The 20,051-nt window shown below is 61.5% G+C and carries 13 protein-coding genes and 2 rRNA genes; 12 read left to right on the forward strand and 3 right to left on the reverse strand.

Annotated elements, in window-relative coordinates; genetic code table 11:
- The 8 genes from AC19YS_RS00005 to yfiB all read left to right on the forward strand — a co-directional run.
- A 23S ribosomal RNA gene (locus tag AC19YS_RS00005) occupies nucleotides 1–99 on the forward strand; the annotation flags it as partial.
- Between the two features lie 168 nt (nucleotides 100–267).
- Nucleotides 268–383, forward strand: a 5S ribosomal RNA gene (rrf, locus tag AC19YS_RS00010).
- A gap of 166 nt (nucleotides 384–549) precedes the next feature.
- Complete coding sequence (gene recC, locus AC19YS_RS00015) at nucleotides 550–3,999, forward strand: exodeoxyribonuclease V subunit gamma (RefSeq protein WP_500600562.1); 3,450 nt, start codon at nucleotides 550–552, stop codon at nucleotides 3,997–3,999.
- On the forward strand, nucleotides 3,996–7,670 hold the full coding sequence (gene recB / locus AC19YS_RS00020; RefSeq protein WP_200623772.1) for an exodeoxyribonuclease V subunit beta: 3,675 nt from the start codon (nucleotides 3,996–3,998) through the stop codon (nucleotides 7,668–7,670). Before recC ends, recB begins: the two co-directional genes overlap by 4 nt.
- On the forward strand, nucleotides 7,667–9,736 hold the full coding sequence (gene recD / locus AC19YS_RS00025) for an exodeoxyribonuclease V subunit alpha (protein ID WP_500600563.1): 2,070 nt from the start codon (nucleotides 7,667–7,669) through the stop codon (nucleotides 9,734–9,736). Before recB ends, recD begins: the two co-directional genes overlap by 4 nt.
- Nucleotides 9,737–9,877: 141 nt before the next feature.
- Complete coding sequence (gene yfiR / locus AC19YS_RS00030) at nucleotides 9,878–10,444, forward strand: regulatory sequestration protein YfiR (RefSeq protein ID WP_106578168.1); 567 nt, start codon at nucleotides 9,878–9,880, stop codon at nucleotides 10,442–10,444.
- Nucleotides 10,441–11,703 (forward strand): diguanylate cyclase DgcN/YfiN, encoded by a 1,263-nt coding sequence (gene dgcN, locus AC19YS_RS00035; protein WP_500600564.1) that lies wholly within the window; start codon nucleotides 10,441–10,443, stop codon nucleotides 11,701–11,703. Before yfiR ends, dgcN begins: the two co-directional genes overlap by 4 nt.
- A 4-nt stretch (nucleotides 11,704–11,707) precedes the next feature.
- The gene (gene yfiB, locus AC19YS_RS00040; protein WP_200623774.1) at nucleotides 11,708–12,199 is read left to right on the forward strand and encodes an outer membrane lipoprotein YfiB; all 492 of its coding nucleotides are present in this window, start codon (nucleotides 11,708–11,710) and stop codon (nucleotides 12,197–12,199) included.
- Nucleotides 12,200–13,423: 1,224 nt separating this feature from the next.
- Here yfiB and AC19YS_RS00045 read toward each other — a convergent pair.
- Both AC19YS_RS00045 and AC19YS_RS00050 read right to left on the reverse strand, forming a co-directional pair.
- Complete coding sequence (locus tag AC19YS_RS00045; protein ID WP_500600565.1) at nucleotides 13,424–13,714, reverse strand: DUF3077 domain-containing protein; 291 nt, start codon at nucleotides 13,712–13,714, stop codon at nucleotides 13,424–13,426.
- A 327-nt stretch (nucleotides 13,715–14,041) separates the two neighbouring features.
- Nucleotides 14,042–14,989 carry a LysR family transcriptional regulator gene (locus AC19YS_RS00050; RefSeq protein WP_500600566.1) on the reverse strand — a complete coding sequence of 316 codons (948 nt, stop codon included), beginning with the start codon at nucleotides 14,987–14,989 and terminating at the stop codon, nucleotides 14,042–14,044.
- Between the two features lie 129 nt (nucleotides 14,990–15,118).
- Between AC19YS_RS00050 and AC19YS_RS00055 the strand changes: the two genes are divergently transcribed.
- Together AC19YS_RS00055 and mmsB are read left to right on the forward strand one after the other, a co-directional pair.
- The gene (locus AC19YS_RS00055) at nucleotides 15,119–16,636 is read left to right on the forward strand and encodes a CoA-acylating methylmalonate-semialdehyde dehydrogenase (RefSeq protein ID WP_500600568.1); all 1,518 of its coding nucleotides are present in this window, start codon (nucleotides 15,119–15,121) and stop codon (nucleotides 16,634–16,636) included.
- A gap of 14 nt (nucleotides 16,637–16,650) precedes the next feature.
- A complete protein-coding gene (gene mmsB / locus AC19YS_RS00060) occupies nucleotides 16,651–17,538 on the forward strand; it encodes a 3-hydroxyisobutyrate dehydrogenase (protein WP_500600570.1) in 888 nt (295 codons plus the stop codon).
- Nucleotides 17,539–17,784: 246 nt separating this feature from the next.
- Here mmsB and AC19YS_RS00065 read toward each other — a convergent pair whose 3' ends face one another.
- On the reverse strand, nucleotides 17,785–18,129 hold the full coding sequence (locus AC19YS_RS00065) for a cupin domain-containing protein (RefSeq protein WP_179609820.1): 345 nt from the start codon (nucleotides 18,127–18,129) through the stop codon (nucleotides 17,785–17,787).
- A gap of 386 nt (nucleotides 18,130–18,515) precedes the next feature.
- Between AC19YS_RS00065 and kynB the strand changes: the two genes are divergently transcribed.
- Together kynB and kynA are read left to right on the forward strand one after the other, a co-directional pair.
- On the forward strand, nucleotides 18,516–19,166 hold the full coding sequence (kynB, locus tag AC19YS_RS00070) for an arylformamidase (protein WP_106578176.1): 651 nt from the start codon (nucleotides 18,516–18,518) through the stop codon (nucleotides 19,164–19,166).
- A complete protein-coding gene (gene kynA / locus AC19YS_RS00075; RefSeq protein ID WP_200623776.1) occupies nucleotides 19,163–20,020 on the forward strand; it encodes a tryptophan 2,3-dioxygenase in 858 nt (285 codons plus the stop codon). The genes kynB and kynA overlap by 4 nt, the downstream gene beginning before the upstream one ends.
- Nucleotides 20,021–20,051: the final 31 nt, after the last annotated feature.

Here is a 20,051-nt window from a genome sequence, read left to right on the forward strand (position 1 = left end):
CTGAAGGGCCGTCGAAGACTACGACGTTGATAGGTTGGGTGTGTAAGCGCTGTGAGGCGTTGAGCTAACCAATACTAATTGCCCGTGAGGCTTGACCATATAACACCCAAGCAATTTGCATGCTCTGTGCTGAAAAGCAAAGAGACCAGATTGCGGTGTGTGAAGACGAAATGAACCGAAAGTTCGAATCTCACAAAACACCGAAAGCTATCACATACCCAATTTGCTGACGCGAGGCCATCTGGTCACGACTCAGTACCCGAATTTCTTGACGACCATAGAGCATTGGAACCACCTGATCCCATCCCGAACTCAGCAGTGAAACGATGCATCGCCGATGGTAGTGTGGGGTTTCCCCATGTGAGAGTAGGTCATCGTCAAGATTAAATTCCAAAGCCCCTGTTTGCTAACGCAAACAGGGGCTTTGTTTTGGGCGGTCGAAAACATTCCGGTCATCACCGTTTCAGTCGGCTTGCCTCACTTGCAGCCTGCGGCCGCCTTCAATGCTAAAGTCGCTGCCTCGATTTTGCTTTTCCCAAGGAAGCCGTTATGCCGGATGCGACGTCCCTCAGCGCTGGATTCATGGTGGTTCACGGCAACCGCCTGGACGAGCTGCGCAGCTTGGTGGTCAGCTGGATGCGCCGCTATCCGCTCGCGCCCTTGGAAAACGAAATCGCTCTGGTACAAAGCAACGGCATCGCTCAATGGCTCAAGTTAGCCCTGGCTGAAGACCCAGAAGACGACGACATGGGGGGCTGCGGCATCGCTGCGGCAATCGACGTGCAACTGCCCGGCAGCTTCATGTGGCAGCTCTATCGCATGGTCCTGGGCCGTGACGAAATCCCGCCCAAGTCCCTGCTCGATAAAGCGCCTCTGACGTGGCGCCTGATGCGCCTGCTCCCTGAACTCATCGATCAACCGCACTTCGAGCCGTTGCAGCGCTTCCTTACTCACGACACTGACCTGCGCAAACGCTATCAACTGGCTGAACGCCTGGCCGACCTGTTCGACCAATACCAGGTGTACCGTGCCGACTGGCTGGAAGACTGGGCTGCTGGCCGCCACCAATTGCGTAACGGGCGAGGCGAATCCAAGCCCCTTAATCCCGCAAACTGCTGGCAGGCCGAATTGTGGCGTGCATTGCTGATCGACGTCGGTGAGGAGGGGATGGCCGAAAGCCGCGCCGGTGTGCACCAGCGCTTTATTGAACGCATCAATACCCTTGAACAGGCGCCCGCAGGCTTACCATCCCGAGTGATTGTTTTCGGCATTTCCTCATTGCCTGCGCAAGCCCTTGAGGCGCTCGCCGGCTTAGCGAGGTTCAGCCAAGTCTTGCTCTGCGTGCACAACCCTTGCCGTCATCACTGGTCCGACATCGTTGCCGACAAGGACCTGCTGCGTAATGAATACAAACGCCAAGCGCGCAAAGCCGGCATGCCGGTCACCATCGATCCGCAAACCCTGCACCAGCACGCCCACCCGCTGCTGGCCGCTTGGGGCAAACAGGGCCGTGACTACATCAGCCTGCTGGACAGTTACGACGACCCCAACAGCTACCGCGCCGCCTTCCGTGATGGCCGCATCGACCTGTTCAGTGACAGCGAGCCCACCACGCTGCTCAACCAGTTGCAGGATGACATCCTCGAACTGCGCCCACTCAACGAAACGCGCGAGCTATGGCCGGCCGTCGATCTAAATAACGACAGCTCCATCCGCTTCCACATCGCCCACAGCGCCCAACGCGAAGTGGAAATTCTCCACGACCAATTGCTCCAACGTTTCAGTGCCGACCCGACGCTGCGCCCGCGCGACATCATCGTCATGGTCCCTGACGTTGACAGCTACGCGCCGCACATTCGCGCCGTGTTTGGCCAACTTGAGCGAAGCGACCCACGCTTCATTCCCTTCACCCTTACCGATCAAGGCCAGCGCGGCCGTGACCCTCTGCTGATCGCCGTCGAACACCTGCTCAAACTCCCGGACAGCCGCTTCCCGGTCAGCGAAATCCTCGACCTGCTCGACGTCCCCGCCTTGCGCGAACGTTTTGCCATCAAGGAGCGCGACCTGCCTACGTTGCACCGCTGGATCGAAGGGGCGGGCATCCGTTGGGGCCTCAACGCCGAGCAACGCGCCGGCCTCGGCTTGCCGCATGAGCTGGAACAAAACAGCTGGCGATTTGGCCTGCGCCGCATGCTGCTGGGTTACGCCGTCGGCACCGGCGTCGCCTGCGACGGCATCGAACCCTACGATGAAATCGGCGGCCTCGACGCGGCCCTGATCGGCCCGTTGGTCTCCTTGCTCGATGCGCTAAACGACGCCCATCAGGCCTTGTCTCAACCGGCAGCGCCCCATGAGTGGGGTGAACGCCTGCAACGCCTTATGCAACTCTTCTTCCTGCCCAGCAGCGAACACGACGACTACCTCTTAGGCCAACTCGAACAACTGAGAGAGGACTGGCTGGAAACCTGCGAGTCCGTCGGCCTGCAGGACGAGTTACCCCTCACTGTAGTCCGCGAGGCCTGGTTGGCCGGCCTGGACCAGGGCCGTCTGTCCCAGCGCTTCCTCGCCGGAGCTGTCAATTTTTGTACCCTGATGCCCATGCGCGCCATCCCGTTCAAACTCGTATGCCTGCTCGGCATGAACGACGGGGACTACCCGCGCGCGCAACCGCCGTTGGACTTCGACCTGATGGGCAGCGACTACCGCCCCGGCGACCGTTCACGCCGCGAGGACGATCGCTACCTGCTGCTCGAAGCCCTGCTGTCCGCCCGCGACCAGCTCTACATCAGTTGGGTCGGCCGCAGCATCCGCGACAACAGCGACCGGCCGGCCTCGGTACTGATCGGCCAACTGCGAGACCATATCGCCAGCGGCTGGCACAACGCACACCAGCAAGAATTGCTCGAAGCAATGACCCAGGAACACCCGCTCCAACCCTTCAGTGCGCGTTATTTCCATGAAGGCGATGCGCTCTTCAGTTACGCCCGCGAGTGGCAGTTGCTCCACGAGGCACCCGAGGTTCCAGTTAAAGAACACGAACTGGCAGAGCACCAACAGGAAGAACCTCTGAGCCTCGGCCAGTTGCAGGATTTCCTGCGCAACCCGGTCAAACATTTCTTCAGTCAACGTCTGAAAGTGTTCTTCGAAGCCGCCGAAGTACCGCTCGCCGATGAAGAGCCCTTCGTGCTCGACGCGCTGCAACGCTACAGCCTCAGCGACAGCCTGCTGAACGCTGCACTGACCCAGCCCGATCATGTGGATCAAGCACTCAACGCCCAGGCCCTGCGCCTGCAAGGCAGCGGCCTGCTGCCCATGGTGGGTTTCGGCGAGTGCCTGCGTAACGAACTGATCGAGCCGCTGCCCGATTTGCTGCAACGCTACCGCCACTTATTGGCACTTTGGCCCACACCACAAACCACCGCCGAGCCGATCAGTTTTGAGCATCAAGGCATCCAGTTGGAAGGCTGGATCAGCGGCCTGCACCGACGCAGTGATGGCGGCTTGCTCAGCGTGACCACCATCCCCAACAGCATCGGTTCGATCAAGACGCGTAAGTGGCACCGTCTGATTCGCCCCTGGGTCAATCATGTGGTGGCGTGCGCCTGCGGCCTGCCACTCAGCACCGGTTTGGTGGCGAGTGACGACACCTTGTTACTCGCCCCGCTGGATCAATCCAATGCTCGGGAAATCCTTGGCAACGTGCTGCTGGCCTGGCATACCGGCATGCGTAAGCCGCTCCCGGTAGCCGTTAAAACCGCCTTCGCCTGGCTCGGCCAAACCGATCCCGCCAAAGCCCTGGCCGCCGCAAGCAAAGCCTATGAAGGCGACGGCCTGACCACCGACGGTGAGCGCCGCGAAACCCCTGCACTCACCCGCCAATTCCCCGACTTCGCCACGCTCATCGCCAGCGAAGAATTCGAAGGCTGGGCCGAAACCCTGTATCGCCCATTGCTCAATGCACCCTGGCGATCGCTCAACAGTGAGGAGGCCAGCGCATGATGGGTAAACCTTTAGCCCTGGCCTTCCCGCTAAAAGGCAGCCAACTGATCGAAGCCAGCGCCGGCACCGGCAAGACCTTCACTATTTCCGCGCTGTACCTGCGCCTGGTGCTTGGCCATGGCGGCGACGAAGCCGGCTTCGGCCGCGAGTTACTGCCGCCTCAAATTCTGGTGGTGACCTTCACCGATGCCGCCACCAAAGAGCTGCGCGAACGCATCCGCGTTCGGCTGGCGGAAGCCGCACGTTTCTTCCGCGACGAAATCGAGCAACCGGACGCATTGATCGCCGACCTGCGCGACCAATACCTCCCCGAGCAATGGCCCGCCTGCGCCAATCGCCTGGACATCGCCGCGCAATGGATGGACGAGGCCGCCGTCTCTACCATCCACAGTTGGTGCCAGCGCATGCTGCGCGAGCACGCGTTCGACAGTGGCAGCCTGTTCACCCAAACTCTGGAAACCGACCACAGCGACCTGCTCGGCGAAGTGCTGCGTGACTACTGGCGGCTGTTTTGCTACCCGATGCACGACGACGCACTCAACTGGGTGCGCAAAAACTGGAGCGGCCCCGCCGCCCTGATGCCCCGCGTACGTGCGCTGTTCGGCAGCGAACGGCCCACTGGTGAAAGCCGTGAGCCCGCCGAGCTGATCAACGCTTGCCTGCAAGAGCGCCGCGAAGCCTTGGTAAGTCTCAAGGCGCCGTGGCAACAATGGGCCGCCGAACTGCGTGATATCTGCCTGCAAGCCGTGGCCGCGAAAGCCGTCGACGGCCGCAAGATGCAGGCGCGTTACTTCGAGCCCTGGTTTGAAAAAATCAGTGCCTGGGCGGCTGACGAAACCCTCGAACAACTGGACATCGGCACCGGCTTCACGCGCCTGACGCCCGACGGCATGGCCGAAGCCTGGAAGGGCGAGCCGCCCAATCACCCCGGCATCGACGCCATGGCCACTCTCAAAGCCAGCCTCGATGCCTTGCCAACACCCGACGCCGCGGTGCTGCAACACGCCGCCGGCTGGGTGGGTAAACGCTTCGAAGAAGAAAAACGCCGCCGCGCCGAAATGGGTTTCGACGACATGCTGATCCGCCTCAACGCCGCCCTGCAGGCCGACGGTGGCGAACGTCTTGCCAGTGTGATCCGCGAGCAATTCCCGGTCGCCTTGATCGACGAATTCCAGGACACCGACCCGGTGCAATACAGCATCTTCGACAGCATCTACCGCATCGAAGAAAACCACCTCGACAGCGGCCTGTTCCTGATCGGCGACCCCAAGCAGGCGATCTATGCCTTCCGCGGCGCCGACATCTACACCTACCTGCGCGCCCGTCAGTCCACCACTGGCCGTCACCACACACTGGGCACCAACTTCCGCTCCAGCCACGCAATGGTCGAGGCGGTGAACCACGTGTTCCAGCGCGCCGAAAGCGGCCGGGGGGCTTTCCTGTTCCGCGAGCCGAATGGCGACAACCCGGTGCCGTTCCACTCGGTGCTGTCCCAGGGCCGCAGGGAGCAACTGCAAGTGGATGGCCACACGTTGCCGGCAATGAACCTCTGGCACCTGCCCACCGATCAGCCGATTTCCAACGCGGTGTATCGCCAGCAACTGGCGGCTGCCTGCGCCACCCAAATCGTCGCGTTGCTCAATGGCGGGCAGCAAGGTACCGCCGGTTTCCTACACGCGGACGCCAGCTTCAACGGCGTCCTTCCGTCAGACATCGCCATCCTGGTACGTGACGGCAAAGAAGCCCAAGCCGTGCGCGCCGAGTTGGCCGCTCGGGGCGTGCGCAGCGTGTACCTGTCTGACAAAGACTCGGTCTTCGCCGCCCAGGAAGCCCACGACCTGCTCGCCTGGCTCAAGGCCTGCGCAGAGCCCGACGTCGAGCGCCCGCTGCGTGCCGCGCTGGCCTGCGTGACCTTGAACCTGTCACTGCCGGAACTGGAGCGTCTGAATCAGGACGAACTGGCGTGGGAAACCCGCGTGATGCAGTTCCGTGGCTACCGCGCGATCTGGCGCACCCAAGGCGTGCTGCCGATGCTGCGGCGCCTGCTGCATGATTTCAAACTGCCGCAAACCCTGATCGCCCGCAGCGATGGCGAACGCGTGCTGACCAACCTGTTGCACCTCAGCGAGTTGCTGCAGCAGGCCGCGTCAGAGCTGGACGGCGAGCAAGCGCTGATCCGTCATCTGGCCGAACACTTGGCCCTCTCTGGTCAGGCCGGTGAGGAGCAGATTCTGCGCCTGGAAAGCGATGAGCAATTGGTCAAGGTAGTGACCATCCATAAATCCAAAGGCCTGGAGTACGACCTGGTCTTCCTGCCGTTCATCTGTTCGGCCAAGCCCGTGGATGGCAGTCGCCTGCCGCTGCATTACCACGACGAACAGGGCAAATCGCAAGTCAGCCTGCGGCCCACCGCCGAATTGATTGCCCAGGCCGATGATGAGCGCCTCGCCGAAGACCTGCGTTTGTTCTACGTGGCGCTCACACGGGCCAAACATGCGTGCTGGCTGGGCATTGCCGATCTCAAGCGTGGCAATAACAGCAGCTCGGTCCTGCACCTGTCCGCGCTCGGCTATTTGCTCGGCGCCGGTGCGTCGCTGGGCGAGTCTGCCGGCCTGGCGCGCTGGCTGCTGGATTTGCAGCAAGGCTGCGCCGCGATCCACTACGGCCATGTCCCGGACGCGCAAGACACGCTGTTTCACCCGCCGCGCAACGCAGCCACGTTGCTCGCGCCGTTGCTGCCCAAGCGCAAGGCCGCCGAAAACTGGTGGATCGCCTCTTACAGCGCATTGCGCATCGGCGACAGCATGAGCGCCGCGCCCCTCGAAGCACCGGAGAGCCCACAAGCCCAGAAGCTGTTTGACGACGAGCGTCTCGACCCCGACGCACCGCGTGAAGTGGCGGCGTCTGGTGGCGACATACACCGTTTCCCACGCGGACCAAACCCCGGCACCTTCCTTCATGGCTTGTTGGAATGGGCGGGCGAAGAGGGTTTCAACGTCACCCCCGAAGCCATCGAAAAAGCCGTAGGCGCGCGCTGTAACCGGCGCAATTGGGAAGGCTGGATCGTCACCCTCAGCGCTTGGCTCGGCCACCTGCTGCAAACGCCGCTGCCGGTGGATAACGATCAGCTCACCCTGAGCAGCCTGCAGCAGTATCAGATCGAGATGGAGTTCTGGTTCGCCAGCCACAAAGTCGACGTGCTGGCCCTCGATAAACTGGTGTGCCAGTACACCCACAACGGCGTGTCCCGCGTCGCCGCCGAACCGGTGCTGCTCAACGGCATGTTCAAAGGCTTTATCGACCTGACCTTCGAACACGACGGCCGCTACTACGTGGCTGACTACAAATCCAATTGGCTCGGCCCTGACGATTCGGCCTACACCTTAGAGGCCATGGAACACTCGATCCTCGAGCATCGGTACGACCTGCAATACGTGCTTTACCTGCTGGCCCTGCACCGCCAGCTGAAGGCGCGCCTGCCGGATTATGACTACGACCGCCACGTCGGCGGTGCGCTTTACGTGTTCCTGCGCGGCACGGAGTCGGTGAGCAAAGGCGCGTATTTCACCCGGCCGCCACGTGAACTGATCGAAGGCTTGGACGCGTTGTTCCAGGGCAAACCCATACCGCCCAAGGTTGAGCCCGCCTGGGAACAAGGAGTGCTGCTATGAGCCTGTCGCCGTTACCGCTTGAAGCGCTGATGCCGCTCAACCGCGCCGCCGACCTGCTGCAACTGCTCGAACGCTGGGTTGACCGGGGCTGGCTGCGCGCGTTGGACAAGGCTTTTGTCGGCTTCCTGCACGAGCTCGATCCGCAGGCCGACCCTCTGGTGTTGCTGGCCGCGGCCTTAACCAGCCACCAATTGGGCCATGGCCATGTGTGCCTCGACCTGTTCGAAACCCTCAAAGCGCCGGATTTCGCCCTGTCGCTGCCGCCCGAAGGCGACCTGCAAACCGGCGCGATGCTGCTGCCGTCGCAGCTGCTCGACGGCCTCGACGGCGCCCACTGGTGCCACGCGCTGGCTGCCAGCCAATTGGTCGCCCTGGCGCTTGATGGCAGCGAAGCCGCGCAGAGCCGCCCGTTGGTCTTGTCCGGCAAACGCCTTTACCTGCGCCGCTACTGGACGTACGAACGGCGCATCGACACAGCCTTGCGCCTGCGCCTGGCCACCCAGGAAGACATCGCCGCCGATTTGCCGCAACGCCTCGACAGCCTCTTCAACCAACCGCCGCCCGACGGCGTGATCGACTGGCAAAAGCTTGCCTGCGCCTTGGCCACGCGCGGTGCTTTCAGCATCGTCACCGGCGGCCCCGGCACCGGCAAGACCACCACCGTGGTGCGCCTGCTCGCGCTGTTGCAGGCGCCGGCCGTGGAAGCCGGCAGCCCGTTGCGCATCCGCCTGGCTGCGCCCACCGGCAAAGCTGCCGCACGCCTTACCGAATCCATCAGCCAGCAAGTGCAGTCGTTGACCGTGCCCGACAGCGTGCGGGAAAAAATCCCGACAGAGGTCACCACTGTTCACCGTTTGTTGGGCAGTCGCCCGGGCACGCGGCACTTCCGCCATCACCTGGGCAACCCGTTGCCGCTGGACGTGCTGGTGGTGGACGAAGCCTCGATGATCGACCTGGAAATGATGGCCAACTTGCTGGACGCCTTGCCGCCCCACGCACGCTTGGTATTGCTGGGCGACAAGGACCAGCTTGCCTCGGTCGAGGCCGGCGCCGTACTGGGCGATTTATGCCGCGACGCCGAAGCCGGCTGGTACAGCCCCGACACGCGCCAATGGCTGCAAGCGGTCAGTGGCGAAGACCTCAGCGCCAGTGGCCTTCACGAAGACCTCGACGCCAGCCATCCGCTGGCCCAGCAAGTGGTGATGCTGCGCTATTCGCGACGTTTTGGTGAAGGCAGCGGCATCGGCCAATTGGCACGTTGGGTCAACCAGCAAAACGCCGAAGAGGCGCGCCAACTGCTCGCTGCGCGCAGCCACGATGACCTGTTCTGCCTCAGCCTCAAGGGCGAGCATGACCACGCCCTTGAGCGGCTGATATTGGACGGGCAGGGCGGCGACGCCCAAGGCTATCGTTATTACCTTAACTTGCTGCAAAGCGCACGCCCGGCCCTCGACACCCCGCGCGAAGACCTCGCCTGGACGCACTGGGCGCAGCAACTGCTGCAAGCTTTCGACGCCTTCCAGTTGCTCTGCGCTGTGCGCAAAGGCCCGTGGGGCGTAGAAGGGCTGAACCTGCGCATCACCGCGGCCTTGCGCAAAGTGCGGCTGATCGAAGGGGACGAGCAATGGTACGAAGGCCGCCCGGTGCTGATGACCCGCAACGATTACGGCCTGGGCTTGATGAACGGCGACATCGGCATCGCGCTCAAACTTCCCGAAAGCGACGGCGGCCCCCACGTGCTGCGCGTGGCCTTCCCACGTAACGATGGCCAGGGCGGCGTGCGCTTTGTACTGCCCAGCCGTCTGAACGATGTGGAAACCGTGTACGCCATGACCGTGCACAAGTCCCAGGGCTCGGAATTTACCCACACCGCGCTGATCCTGCCGGATGCGCTGAACCCGGTGCTGACCAAAGAACTGATCTACACCGGCATCACCCGCGCCAAGCGCTGGTTCAGCCTGATCGAACCGCGTGGCGGCGTGTTTGAAGAAGCCGTGCGGCGTAAGGTCAAGCGCTTGAGTGGGTTGATGCTGGAATTGGACGTACCGGCTGTAAAAACTGACTGATTGGTCATGAAATATTTCTGATTCAGTCGTCTGAATTTTCTGGAAAAATAGCGGACTCCGCGAAGGCCCGGCTTCGCGGGGCCTTCCGCCGCTGTGCTATCGTTGCGGCATCACCCTGAAAAACCTGAAGAGAATCGCTGCATGAACGTGGCTGTCTCGCCCACAGAGCGCAGTTTGAGCTGGAGACGCATGTTACTGGTGGCACTTCTGTGCGTGCTCGCCCCGCGAGCATTTGCCCAGGCCCCCGGCCCGGCAGATCAGCGCGCCCAGGCGGTGACGCAAGTGGTGCTCGGCATCCTCAGCTATGCACGCTGGCCGGTGGAGCCTGCGCAACTGCGCTTGTGCATCGTCGGGCCCACCCAATACACCGATGACTTGGTCAAAGGCACTACCCAGGCGACCGGTCGTCCGGTGGTGGTGCAGCGTTTGCTCGCCGATCATCCTGATATCGTCAGTGCCTGCGACGCCGTGTACATCGGCAAACTCAGCGCCGATGAACGCTCGCGGTTGTTTACCTCACTGATCGGCCACCCGGTGCTGAGCATCAGCGAAGGCGGCGACCAATGCACCGTGGGCAGCCTGTTCTGCCTGCGCGTGGGTGATGAGCAGGTGTCATTTGAGGTCAACCTGGACTCCGTCGCCCGCAGCGGCGTGCGCATTCACCCCAGCGTGTTGCAGTTGTCCCGCCGTCGAGCGCCTGCGTCATGAGAACCCCGAAAGCGCGGCCGACCTTGCGCTCGGTCATCGGTCGTGGGCATTTGATCCTGGCGTTGGTGGCCGTGACCCTGGCCAGTGTGTCCTTAACCCTGCTCGGCGTGCTGGCGCTGCGCGTGTATGCCGAGCACAACCTGCACCTGATCGCGCGGTCGATCAATTACACCGTGGAAGCGGCTGTGGTGTTCAACGACAGCGCCGCCGCCACTGAAGCACTGAGCCTGATTGCCTCCACCGAAGAAGTGGCCCAGGCCGAAGTCTTCGATGCCAGCGGCAAACTGCTGGCGCAATGGGTGCGGCCGGAAACCGGCATGCTGTCCCAAGTCGAACTGGCACTGGCGCATGCCTTGCTCGAACAGCCCATCAGCCAGCCGATCCTGCACCAGGGGCAAACCGTGGGCAGCATTCACGTGGTCGGCCACGGCGGTAGCCTGCTGCGCTTCCTGCTCAGCGGCCTGGCCGGCATCGTGATTTGCACCGCCCTCAGCGCCTGGGTGGCGTTGTACTTGGCGCGGCGCCTGCTGCAGGGCATCACCAAACCGTTGCAAAGCCTGGCCGCGGTGGCCCACGCCGCCCGTAGCGAGCGAGACTTTGACCGACGCGTGCCACCGGCGCAGATCGCCGAGCTCGACAGCCTGGGCAGCGACTTCAACGCCCTGCTCGGCGAGATGGAAGCCTGGCAGAGCCACCTGCAAAGTGAAAACGAAACCCTGGCTCACCAGGCCAGCCACGACAGCCTGACCGGCTTGCCCAACCGCGCGTATTTCGAAGGCCGGCTGATCCGCGCGTTGCGCAGCGCCGCCAAGTTCAATGAACGGGTCGCCGTGTTGTTTCTCGACAGCGACCGTTTCAAAGACATCAATGACAACTTCGGCCACGCCGCCGGCGATGCAGTGCTGGTGGCCGTCGCCGAGCGGGTGCGCGCGCAGTTGCGTGAAGATGACCTGGTGGCGCGCCTGGGCGGTGATGAGTTCGCGGTGCTGCTGGCGCCATTGCATAAAGCGGAGGATGCCCAGCGTATTGCCGACAAGATCATTGCCAGCATGGACACGCCGATCCGGGTGCCCGGCAACACCGAGGTGTTGACCTCCCTCAGTATCGGCATTGCCATCTACCCCGATCATGGCGCCACTCCCGGCACCTTGCTCAATGCCGCCGATGCGGCGATGTACCAGGCCAAACGCTTGTCCCAGGGCGGCCAGCAAACGGCGGATTCGGAGCCCACCGCCGCAAACGTTATCCACAGGAGTTGATCCCTTGTTCTCGACCGCGCGTTTCATGTTTATCACGTTACTGGTGGCATTCCTTGCCCTCGGTGGGTGCCAGACGGCCCCACCCAAAGGCCTGACACCGGCGCAAATTGCAGTCCTCAAACAGCAGGGTTTTGAACTGACTGACGAAGGTTGGGCGTTTGGCCTGTCGGGCAAAGTGTTGTTTGGCAGCGACGTTGAAAGCCTCAACAAAGCCAGCACCGATATCGTTGAACGCATCGGCAAAGCCCTGTTGGGCGCCGGGATCGAACGCGTGCGCGTCGACGGCCACACCGACGCCTCGGGCAAAGAAACCTACAACCAGCAACTGTCCCTGCGCCGCGCCAAAAGCGTGAGCAACGTGTTGACCGGTGTGGGCATGAAGGAAGAAAACATCCAGCTGCGCGGTTTGGGCAGCAGCGAGCCGGTGGCGCCGAACACCACCGTAGCGGGCCGCACCGAAAACCGGCGCGTGTCGATTGTAGTGATCGCGGACTGAGCGGGTTCACCCCTCTCAATCTGAAATGCCATCAAACTGTGGGAGCGGGCTTGCCGGCGATAGCGGTGTATCAGCAGCAAATAATCTGACTGACCCACCGCCATCGCAGGCAAGCCACCTCCCACACTGATTTGTGCCTGACGCAAAATTTCCCGCCCGCCACAGTTCAAAAATGTGGGAGCGGGCTTGCCCGCGAATGCGGTGTATCAGCAGCAAATAATCTGGCTGACCCACCGCCTTCGCAGGCAAACCAGCTCCCACCTACATTTGTGCCTGACGCAAAATTTCCCATCCGGCACAGCCCCAAATGTGGGAGCGGGCTTGCTCGCGAATGCGGTGTATCAGCAGCAAATAATCTGACTGACCCACCGCCATCGCAGGCAAGCCAGCTCCCACACTGATTTGTGCCTGACGCGAAATTTCCCGCCCGCCACAGTTCAAAAATGTGGGAGCGGGCTTGCCCGCGAATGCGGTGTATCAGCAGCAATTGAGCTGACTGACCCACCGCCATCGCAGGCAAGCCAGCTCCCACACTGATTTATGCCTGATGCAAAATTTCCCGCCCGCCACAGTTCAAAAATGTGGGAGCGGGCTTGCCCGCGAATGCGGTGTATCAGCAGCAAATAATCTGGCTGACCCACCGCCTTCGCAGGCAAACCAGCTCCCACACTGATTTGTGCCTGACGCAAAATTTCCACCCGCCACAGTCCCAAATGTGGGAGCGGGCTTGCTCGCGAATGCGGTGTATCAGCAGCAAATAATCTGGCTGACCCGCCATCGCAGGCAAGCCAGCTCCCACCTACATTTGCGCCTGACGCAAAACTCCCACCCGCCAAAGCCCAAAACTGTGGGAGCGGGCTTGCTCGCGAATGCGGTGTATCAGCAGCAAATAAGCTGGCTGACCCACCGCCATCGCAGGCAAGCCAGCTCCCACACTAATTTGTGCCTGACGCAAAATTTCCACCCGCCACAGTTCAAAAAGTGTGGGAGCGGGCTTGCCCGTGAATGCGGTGTATCAGCAGCAAATAATCTGGCTGACCCACCGCCATCGCAGGCAAGCCAGCTCCCACACTGATTTGTGCCTGACGCAAAATTTCCCGCCCGGCACAGTTCAACTGTGGGAGCGGGCTTGCCCGCGATGGCGGTCGTTCAGGTAATGATGTATTGGCTGATCCAGCGCATTCGCGAGCAAGCCCACTTCCACCTTTATGCCGCAGTGTTCGCTTAACTGCCCGGCGTCATCGCTTGCGTCAGGTCATCCACCACGGCTTTGCCCATCTCACACAGGTAATGCGCGGCCCAGGCGTATTGCTCGCCGCGCACATCTATGGCGGCTTCCATCGCGAGTTTCTTAGAGTAAAAAAGCAGGGTGGAGGCGTGTTCCAGGGCTTGCTCAATCGGCATGCCGGCGTTGACGCGGAACAGGGGTTGTTGGTTTTCGCCGTAGTCGCCGAACGTGACGACGCCGAGGGTGGTAATGGAGGAAAGCGGTGGATCGGGGACGATTTTTGACATGATGTTTCCCAAATTTGCAGTAGGGGTCACCACGGCATGTCGCTAAACATGAAGAGGTGGCAGCTGTACACGGGTTAGCGAACCGGTAAATTTGGGAACCCGGCAGACCCGAAGGTCTCCCGCGTACAGCCGCCATAAAACGGTAAAGACAGGTCAAACGCCTGGCAATACTTTGGCATCACATCCCCAACTAATCCGAGTCGCTAAACCCGATCGCTGATGAGCAGCGAAGTCAGGAGGCTAGTGACCCAAACGGTAAGGCGCAATGGGGTAGAGAGTCTCTAGGAAACGTCCTGCAAATTAAAGCGAATCGTCATTGATGGCCCTTTAATCCGCGAACGTTATCTCCCGCGTTTCCCCCATCAACAACCCGGTGTTCTGCTCTGTCACCTCTCGGATGTAATCCCACAACAACGTAATCCGCTTCAACTTGCGCAAATCCTCCCGGCAATACATCCAGAACTGCCGCGTGATCGAAATCTGCTCCCCCAACACCGGCAACAACCGCGGATCCTGCGCCGCCAAAAAGCACGGCAATATCGCCATCGACCGACCCTGCTGCGCCGCCACGTACTGCGCGATCACGCTGGTGCTGCGCAAACTCGCGCTGGCGCCGGGCACTACATTCGCCAGGTACAACAGCTCCGAGCTGAACGCCAAGTCATCCACATAACTGATAAACGGATGCTCGGCCAAGTCCGCCGGGCGTTGGATGGGCGGGTGTTGGTCGAGGTAGTCCTGGGTCGCGTACAGCTGCAGTTTGTAGTCGCACAGCTTGCAGCATACATAGGGCCCGTGCTCCGGGCGTTCCAGGGCGATGACGATGTCGGCTTCGCGCTTGGACAGGCTGATGAAGTGGGGCAGGGGCAGAATATCCACCGAAATCGCCGGGTACGTGTCGACAAAATGGCTGAGCTGCGGGGTGACAAAAAAACTGCCGAAGCCTTCGGTGCAGCCCATGCGCACGTGGCCGGACAGCGCCACGCCGGAGCCGGACACCTGCTCGCACGCCATGTGCAGCGTGCTTTCGATGGACTCCGCGTAACCCAGCAAACGCTGGCCTTCAGCGGTGAGCACGAAGCCGTTGGTCCGGGATTTTTCGAACAGCAGCGTGCCTAGCGACACTTCCAACGAGCTGATGCGCCGCGACACAGTGGTGTAGTCCACCGCCAGACGCTTGGCGGCGACGCTGGCCTTGCGGGTGCGGGCCACTTCGAGGAAAAACTTCAGGTCATCCCAGTTCAGGGAGCCCAAGGACGTGATGTTTTTTTGCATATTGGACCGGCTTTTATGTGCGTTCTTATTAGAGATTTGCACATCTATACTCCAAAAACAGTCCGAACGCCTCATTCCCAAGGCGATTCACGCGCCTTGTCTCTGCATAACTACAAGATTGGAGACCACATGAACGCTTCTGCCGACATTTCCGTGCAACAGGTCAAGTTGCTGATCAACGGTGAATGGGTCGAGTCCAAGACCACCCATTGGCAAGACATCATTAACCCGGCCACCCAGCAAGTGTTGGCCAAAGTCCCTTTCGCCACCGCCGATGAAGTCAACGCGGCCATCGACGCTGCCCATCAAGCCTTCCAAACCTGGAAGCTGACGCCGATCGGTGCGCGCATGCGCATCATGCTCAAGCTGCAAGCCTTGATCCGTGAACATTCCAAACGCATCGCTGTAGTCCTCAGTGCCGAGCAGGGTAAGACCATTGCCGATGCCGAAGGCGATATTTTCCGTGGCCTGGAAGTGGTCGAACACGCGTGCTCCATCGGCACGTTGCAGATGGGCGAATTCGCCGAAAACGTCGCCGGTGGCGTCGACACCTACACCCTGCGCCAACCTATCGGTGTGTGCGCCGGTATTACCCCGTTCAATTTCCCGGCGATGATTCCGCTGTGGATGTTCCCGATGGCGATTGCCTGCGGTAACACCTTCGTACTCAAGCCGTCCGAGCAAGACCCGCTGTCCACCCTGTTGCTGGTGGAGCTGGCGCTGGAAGCCGGTGTGCCGGCCGGCGTGCTCAACGTGGTGCACGGCGGCAAGGATGTGGTAGATGCGCTGTGCACCCACAAAGACATCAAGGCTGTGTCCTTTGTCGGCTCAACCGCCGTGGGCACTCATGTGTACGACCTGGCCGGTAAACACGGCAAGCGCGTGCAGTCGATGATGGGCGCCAAGAACCACGCCGTGGTGCTGCCGGACGCCAACCGCGAACACACGCTGAATGCCTTGGTCGGTGCCGGTTTCGGCGCGGCGGGCCAGCGTTGCATGGCCACCTCGGTGGTGGTGCTGGTGGGCGCGGCCAAGCAATGGCTGCCGGATCTGAAAGCGTTGGCGCAAAAACTCAAGGTGAATGCCGGCAGCGAAGCCGGTACGGATGTCGGCCCGGTGATTTCCAAACGCGCCAAGGCGCGCATCCTGGAGCTGATCGAAAGCGGCGTGAAAGAAGGCGCCAAGCTGGAGCTGGACGGTCGCGACATCAAGGTGCCGGGCTTCGAGCAAGGCAACTTCGTCGGCCCGACCCTGTTCTCGGGCGTGACCACGGACATGCAAATCTACACCCAGGAAATTTTCGGCCCGGTGCTGGTGGTGCTCGAAGTTGCCACGCTGGATGAAGCCATCGCGCTGGTCAACGCCAACCCATTCGGCAACGGCACCGGCCTGTTCACCCAAAGTGGTGCGGCGGCGCGTAAGTTCCAGAGCGAAATCGATGTAGGCCAGGTCGGCATCAACATTCCGATTCCGGTGCCAGTGCCGTTCTTCAGCTTCACCGGTTCGCGCGGTTCCAAGCTCGGCGACCTCGGCCCCTACGGCAAGCAAGTGGTGCAGTTCTACACCCAGACCAAAACTGTCACGAGCCGCTGGTTCGATGACGACACGGTCAATGATGGCGTCAACACCACCATCAACCTGCGCTGATTCGGGAGACGACCATGAAGATTGCATTTATCGGCTTGGGCAACATGGGCGCGCCCATGGCCCGCAACCTGATCAAGGCCGGGCACGCGCTGAACCTGTTCGACCTGAACCAGACCGTGCTCAAGGAACTCGCCGAACTGGGCGGCACCATCAGCGACTCACCACGCGATGCCTCGAAGGACGCTGAGCTGGTGATTTCCATGCTGCCGGCCGCCGCCCATGTGCGCAGCGTGTGGCTGAATGAAGACGGCGTACTTGCTGGAATTGGAAAGGGCGTGCCCGCGGTGGATTGCAGCACCATCGACCCACAAACCATCCGCGATGTCTCTGCGGCGGCGGCCAAGCAAGGTGTTGCAGTGGCTGACGCGCCGGTCTCCGGTGGCACCGGCGGCGCACAGGCTGGGACGCTGACTTTTATGGTCGGCGCCACCCCGGAGCTGTTCGCCACCCTGCACCCGGTGCTGGCGCAGATGGGCCGTAACATCGTGCACTGCGGCGACGTCGGCACCGGCCAGATCGCCAAGATCTGCAACAACCTGCTGCTCGGCATCAGCATGGTCGGCGTCAGCGAAGCCATGGCCTTGGGCGATGCGCTGGGCATCGACACCCAAGTGCTGGCCGGCATTATCAACAGCTCCACCGGGCGCTGCTGGAGTTCCGACACCTACAACCCCTGGCCGGGCGTGATTGAGACCGCGCCGTCATCGCGAGGCTACACCGGTGGTTTCGGCGCCGACCTGATGCTCAAGGACCTGGGCCTGGCCACCGAGGCTGCGCGTCAGGCCAAGCAACCGGTGATTCTGGGCGCCGTGGCCCAGCAGTTGTATCAATCGATGAGCCAGCGCGGGGAAGGCGGTAAGGATTTCTCGGCGATCATCAATAGCTATCGCAAGCCCCAGTAGAGTGCCAAGCCCGCTTGCCGTAGCAAGCAGGCTTTCTATGGCAAATGGGCTTGTATGGCAAATGGGCTTTTTGTGGCTGGCAGACTTGTTGTGGCGAGCGGGCTTGCCCCGCGTTGGGCTGCGCAGCAGCCCCAATAAAGTCAACGCATTTTCCCAGCCAAACCGCGGTGCCTGGACCAGGGGCCGCTACGCAGCCCAACGCGGGCAAGCCCGCTCGCCACAAGGAAGTAGTCCGAGTTAGGTTGTTCAGGCAAACACAAAATACTTACGCACCGTCTCGACCACTTCCCACGTGCCCTTCATCCCCGGCTCCACCACAAAGATATCCCCAGCCCGCAGGTGGATCGGCTCCAGGCCTTCCGGGGTGATCACGCAATAGCCTTCCTGGAAATGGCAGTACTCCCACTTCACGTATTCCACGTACCACTTGCCCGGTGTGCAGATCCAGGTACCCATGATCTTGCTGCCGTCTTCGCTGGTGTAGGCGTTGAGGTTGACGGTGTGCGGGTCGCCTTCGAGTTTTTCCCATTTGCAGGCATCCAGGACCGGCAGTGGGTGGGTGTCGCGCAGTACGGTGATGGGCTTGGGCATGGTGGCTCCGAGGCAGGGGGACGAGAGTGGAACCCTATAGCGTCGGCGATCGGGTCAGTGGTCTGAACTCGACATCGGGATGCCCAGAAGCGCAGGCGAATGCGATTGCTCTGACACCCATGCAGTCCCTGTGGGAGCGGGCTTGCTCGCGAAAGCGGTGGCTCAGCCCGCACATGTCTTGACTGGCACACCGCCTTCGCGAGCAAGCCCGCTCCCACATTGGATCTCCAGTGTTTGAGCGGCTTTGGTCAGAAAAAATATTCGGGCGCCAATCCGGCATTTCCTCGCAGTAACTGCGAAAGAATTCCCGCCTGGCGCTGGAATTAGCAAGAAAATGCACGGCCGGCCCTCGTATCATTCACCCCAGAACGAGTGAGAGCCTTGAAATGAACCCAATAAAAACGTGGTGGGATATCAGCCCGCCCTTGAGCACGGCGACCCCGACCTGGCCGGGCGATACGCCGTTTCAGGAAGAGCGCGTGTGGCAGTTTGGCCCCGAGTGCCCGGTGAATGTGGGCCGCGTGACGTTCTCGCCGCACACCGGCGCGCATGTAGATGCCCCGCTGCATTACAGCGCTGACGGCGCGCCGATCGGCGAAGTGTCGCTGGACGTGTACATGGGCCCGTGCCGGGTGTTGCATTGCCTGGGCAGTGGCGCGCTGGTGCAGCCGCATCAGTTGGAAGGCCGTGTGGATAACTTGCCCGAGCGTGTGTTGCTGCGCACTTATCCACAAGCGCCCCTGACCGAATGGGATTCGAACTTCACCGCCATTGCGCCGCAAACCATCGAGCTGCTCGCCAGCCTGGGCGTGCGCCTGATCGGTATCGACACGCCGTCCCTGGACCCGCAACAGTCCAAGACCATGGATTCGCACAATGCCGTGGCCCGCCATGGCATGGCGATTCTCGAAGGCATCGTGCTTGATGACGTGCCGGAGGGCGACTATGAATTGATCGCGCTGCCGCTGCGCTTTGCCAACCTGGACGCGAGCCCGGTCCGCGCCATCCTCCGCCCGCTCAAGGAGCCCACGCGATGAGCCAATGCCCCTTCTCACCTGATTACCAGCCCCCGGAAGAATGGCATAACGCCGAGCTGAATTTTTCCGAGTCCATGAGCTACGGCGACTACCTGAACCTGGGCAAGGTCCTGAGCGCCCAGCACCCGCTGTCGCCCGACCACAACGAAATGCTCTTTATCATCCAGCACCAGACGTCCGAGCTGTGGATGAAACTGATGCTCCACGAACTCAAGGCTGCCCGCGAACACGTGCGCCTGGGCGAGCTGCCGCCGGCGTTCAAGATGCTGGCGCGGGTGTCGCGGATCTTCGATCAACTGGTGCACGCCTGGGCGGTGCTGGCCACCATGACGCCGTCGGAATACAAGGCCATTCGCCCGTTCCTGGGGCAGTCGTCGGGGTTTCAGTCGTTCCAGTACCGTGAGATCGAATTTATCCTCGGCAATAAAAGCGCGGCGCTGTTGCGGCCTCACGCGCACCGGCCGCAGTTATTGAACGAGTTGAAAGTGGCGATTGCCACGCCGTCGCTGTATGACGAGGCGGTCAACCTGATGGCGAAAGCCGGTTTGGCGATTGACCCCAAACGCGCCGAGCGCGACCCGACAACGGCCACGGTTCACGATGAGTCGGTGGAAGCGGCCTGGCGTGAGGTGTATCGCGACCCGAACCGGTATTGGGATTTGTATCAGTTGGCCGAGAAGTTTATCGACCTGGAGGATTCGTTCCGCCAGTGGCGCTTCAGGCATGTGACCACGGTTGAGCGGATCATCGGCTTTCAACCTGGTACGGGCGGCACCGAGGGCGTGGGGTATTTGCGCAAGATGCTCGACACGGTGCTGTTCCCCGAATTGTGGCGAGTGCGTTCCACGCTATAAAAAAAGCCCCGGAATCCCGGGGCTTTTTCAT

Source organism: Pseudomonas sp. MF08831, assembly GCF_059862645.1.

Excerpts from the sequence above, each read along its gene's own strand:
- recD (WP_500600563.1), top strand. The coding sequence starts at position 7,667 with ATGAGCCTGTCGCCGTTACCGCTTGAAGCGCTGATGCCGCTCAACCGC.
- kynB (WP_106578176.1), top strand. The coding sequence starts at position 18,516 with ATGAACCCAATAAAAACGTGGTGGGATATCAGCCCGCCCTTGAGCACG.
- kynA (WP_200623776.1), top strand. The coding sequence starts at position 19,163 with ATGAGCCAATGCCCCTTCTCACCTGATTACCAGCCCCCGGAAGAATGG.
- yfiR (WP_106578168.1), top strand. The coding sequence starts at position 9,878 with ATGAACGTGGCTGTCTCGCCCACAGAGCGCAGTTTGAGCTGGAGACGC.
- mmsB (WP_500600570.1), top strand. The coding sequence starts at position 16,651 with ATGAAGATTGCATTTATCGGCTTGGGCAACATGGGCGCGCCCATGGCC.
- recC (WP_500600562.1), top strand. The coding sequence starts at position 550 with ATGCCGGATGCGACGTCCCTCAGCGCTGGATTCATGGTGGTTCACGGC.
- AC19YS_RS00045 (WP_500600565.1), bottom strand. The coding sequence starts at position 13,714 with ATGTCAAAAATCGTCCCCGATCCACCGCTTTCCTCCATTACCACCCTC.
- AC19YS_RS00050 (WP_500600566.1), bottom strand. The coding sequence starts at position 14,989 with ATGCAAAAAAACATCACGTCCTTGGGCTCCCTGAACTGGGATGACCTG.
- recB (WP_200623772.1), top strand. The coding sequence starts at position 3,996 with ATGATGGGTAAACCTTTAGCCCTGGCCTTCCCGCTAAAAGGCAGCCAA.
- AC19YS_RS00065 (WP_179609820.1), bottom strand. The coding sequence starts at position 18,129 with ATGCCCAAGCCCATCACCGTACTGCGCGACACCCACCCACTGCCGGTC.
- dgcN (WP_500600564.1), top strand. The coding sequence starts at position 10,441 with ATGAGAACCCCGAAAGCGCGGCCGACCTTGCGCTCGGTCATCGGTCGT.
- AC19YS_RS00055 (WP_500600568.1), top strand. The coding sequence starts at position 15,119 with ATGAACGCTTCTGCCGACATTTCCGTGCAACAGGTCAAGTTGCTGATC.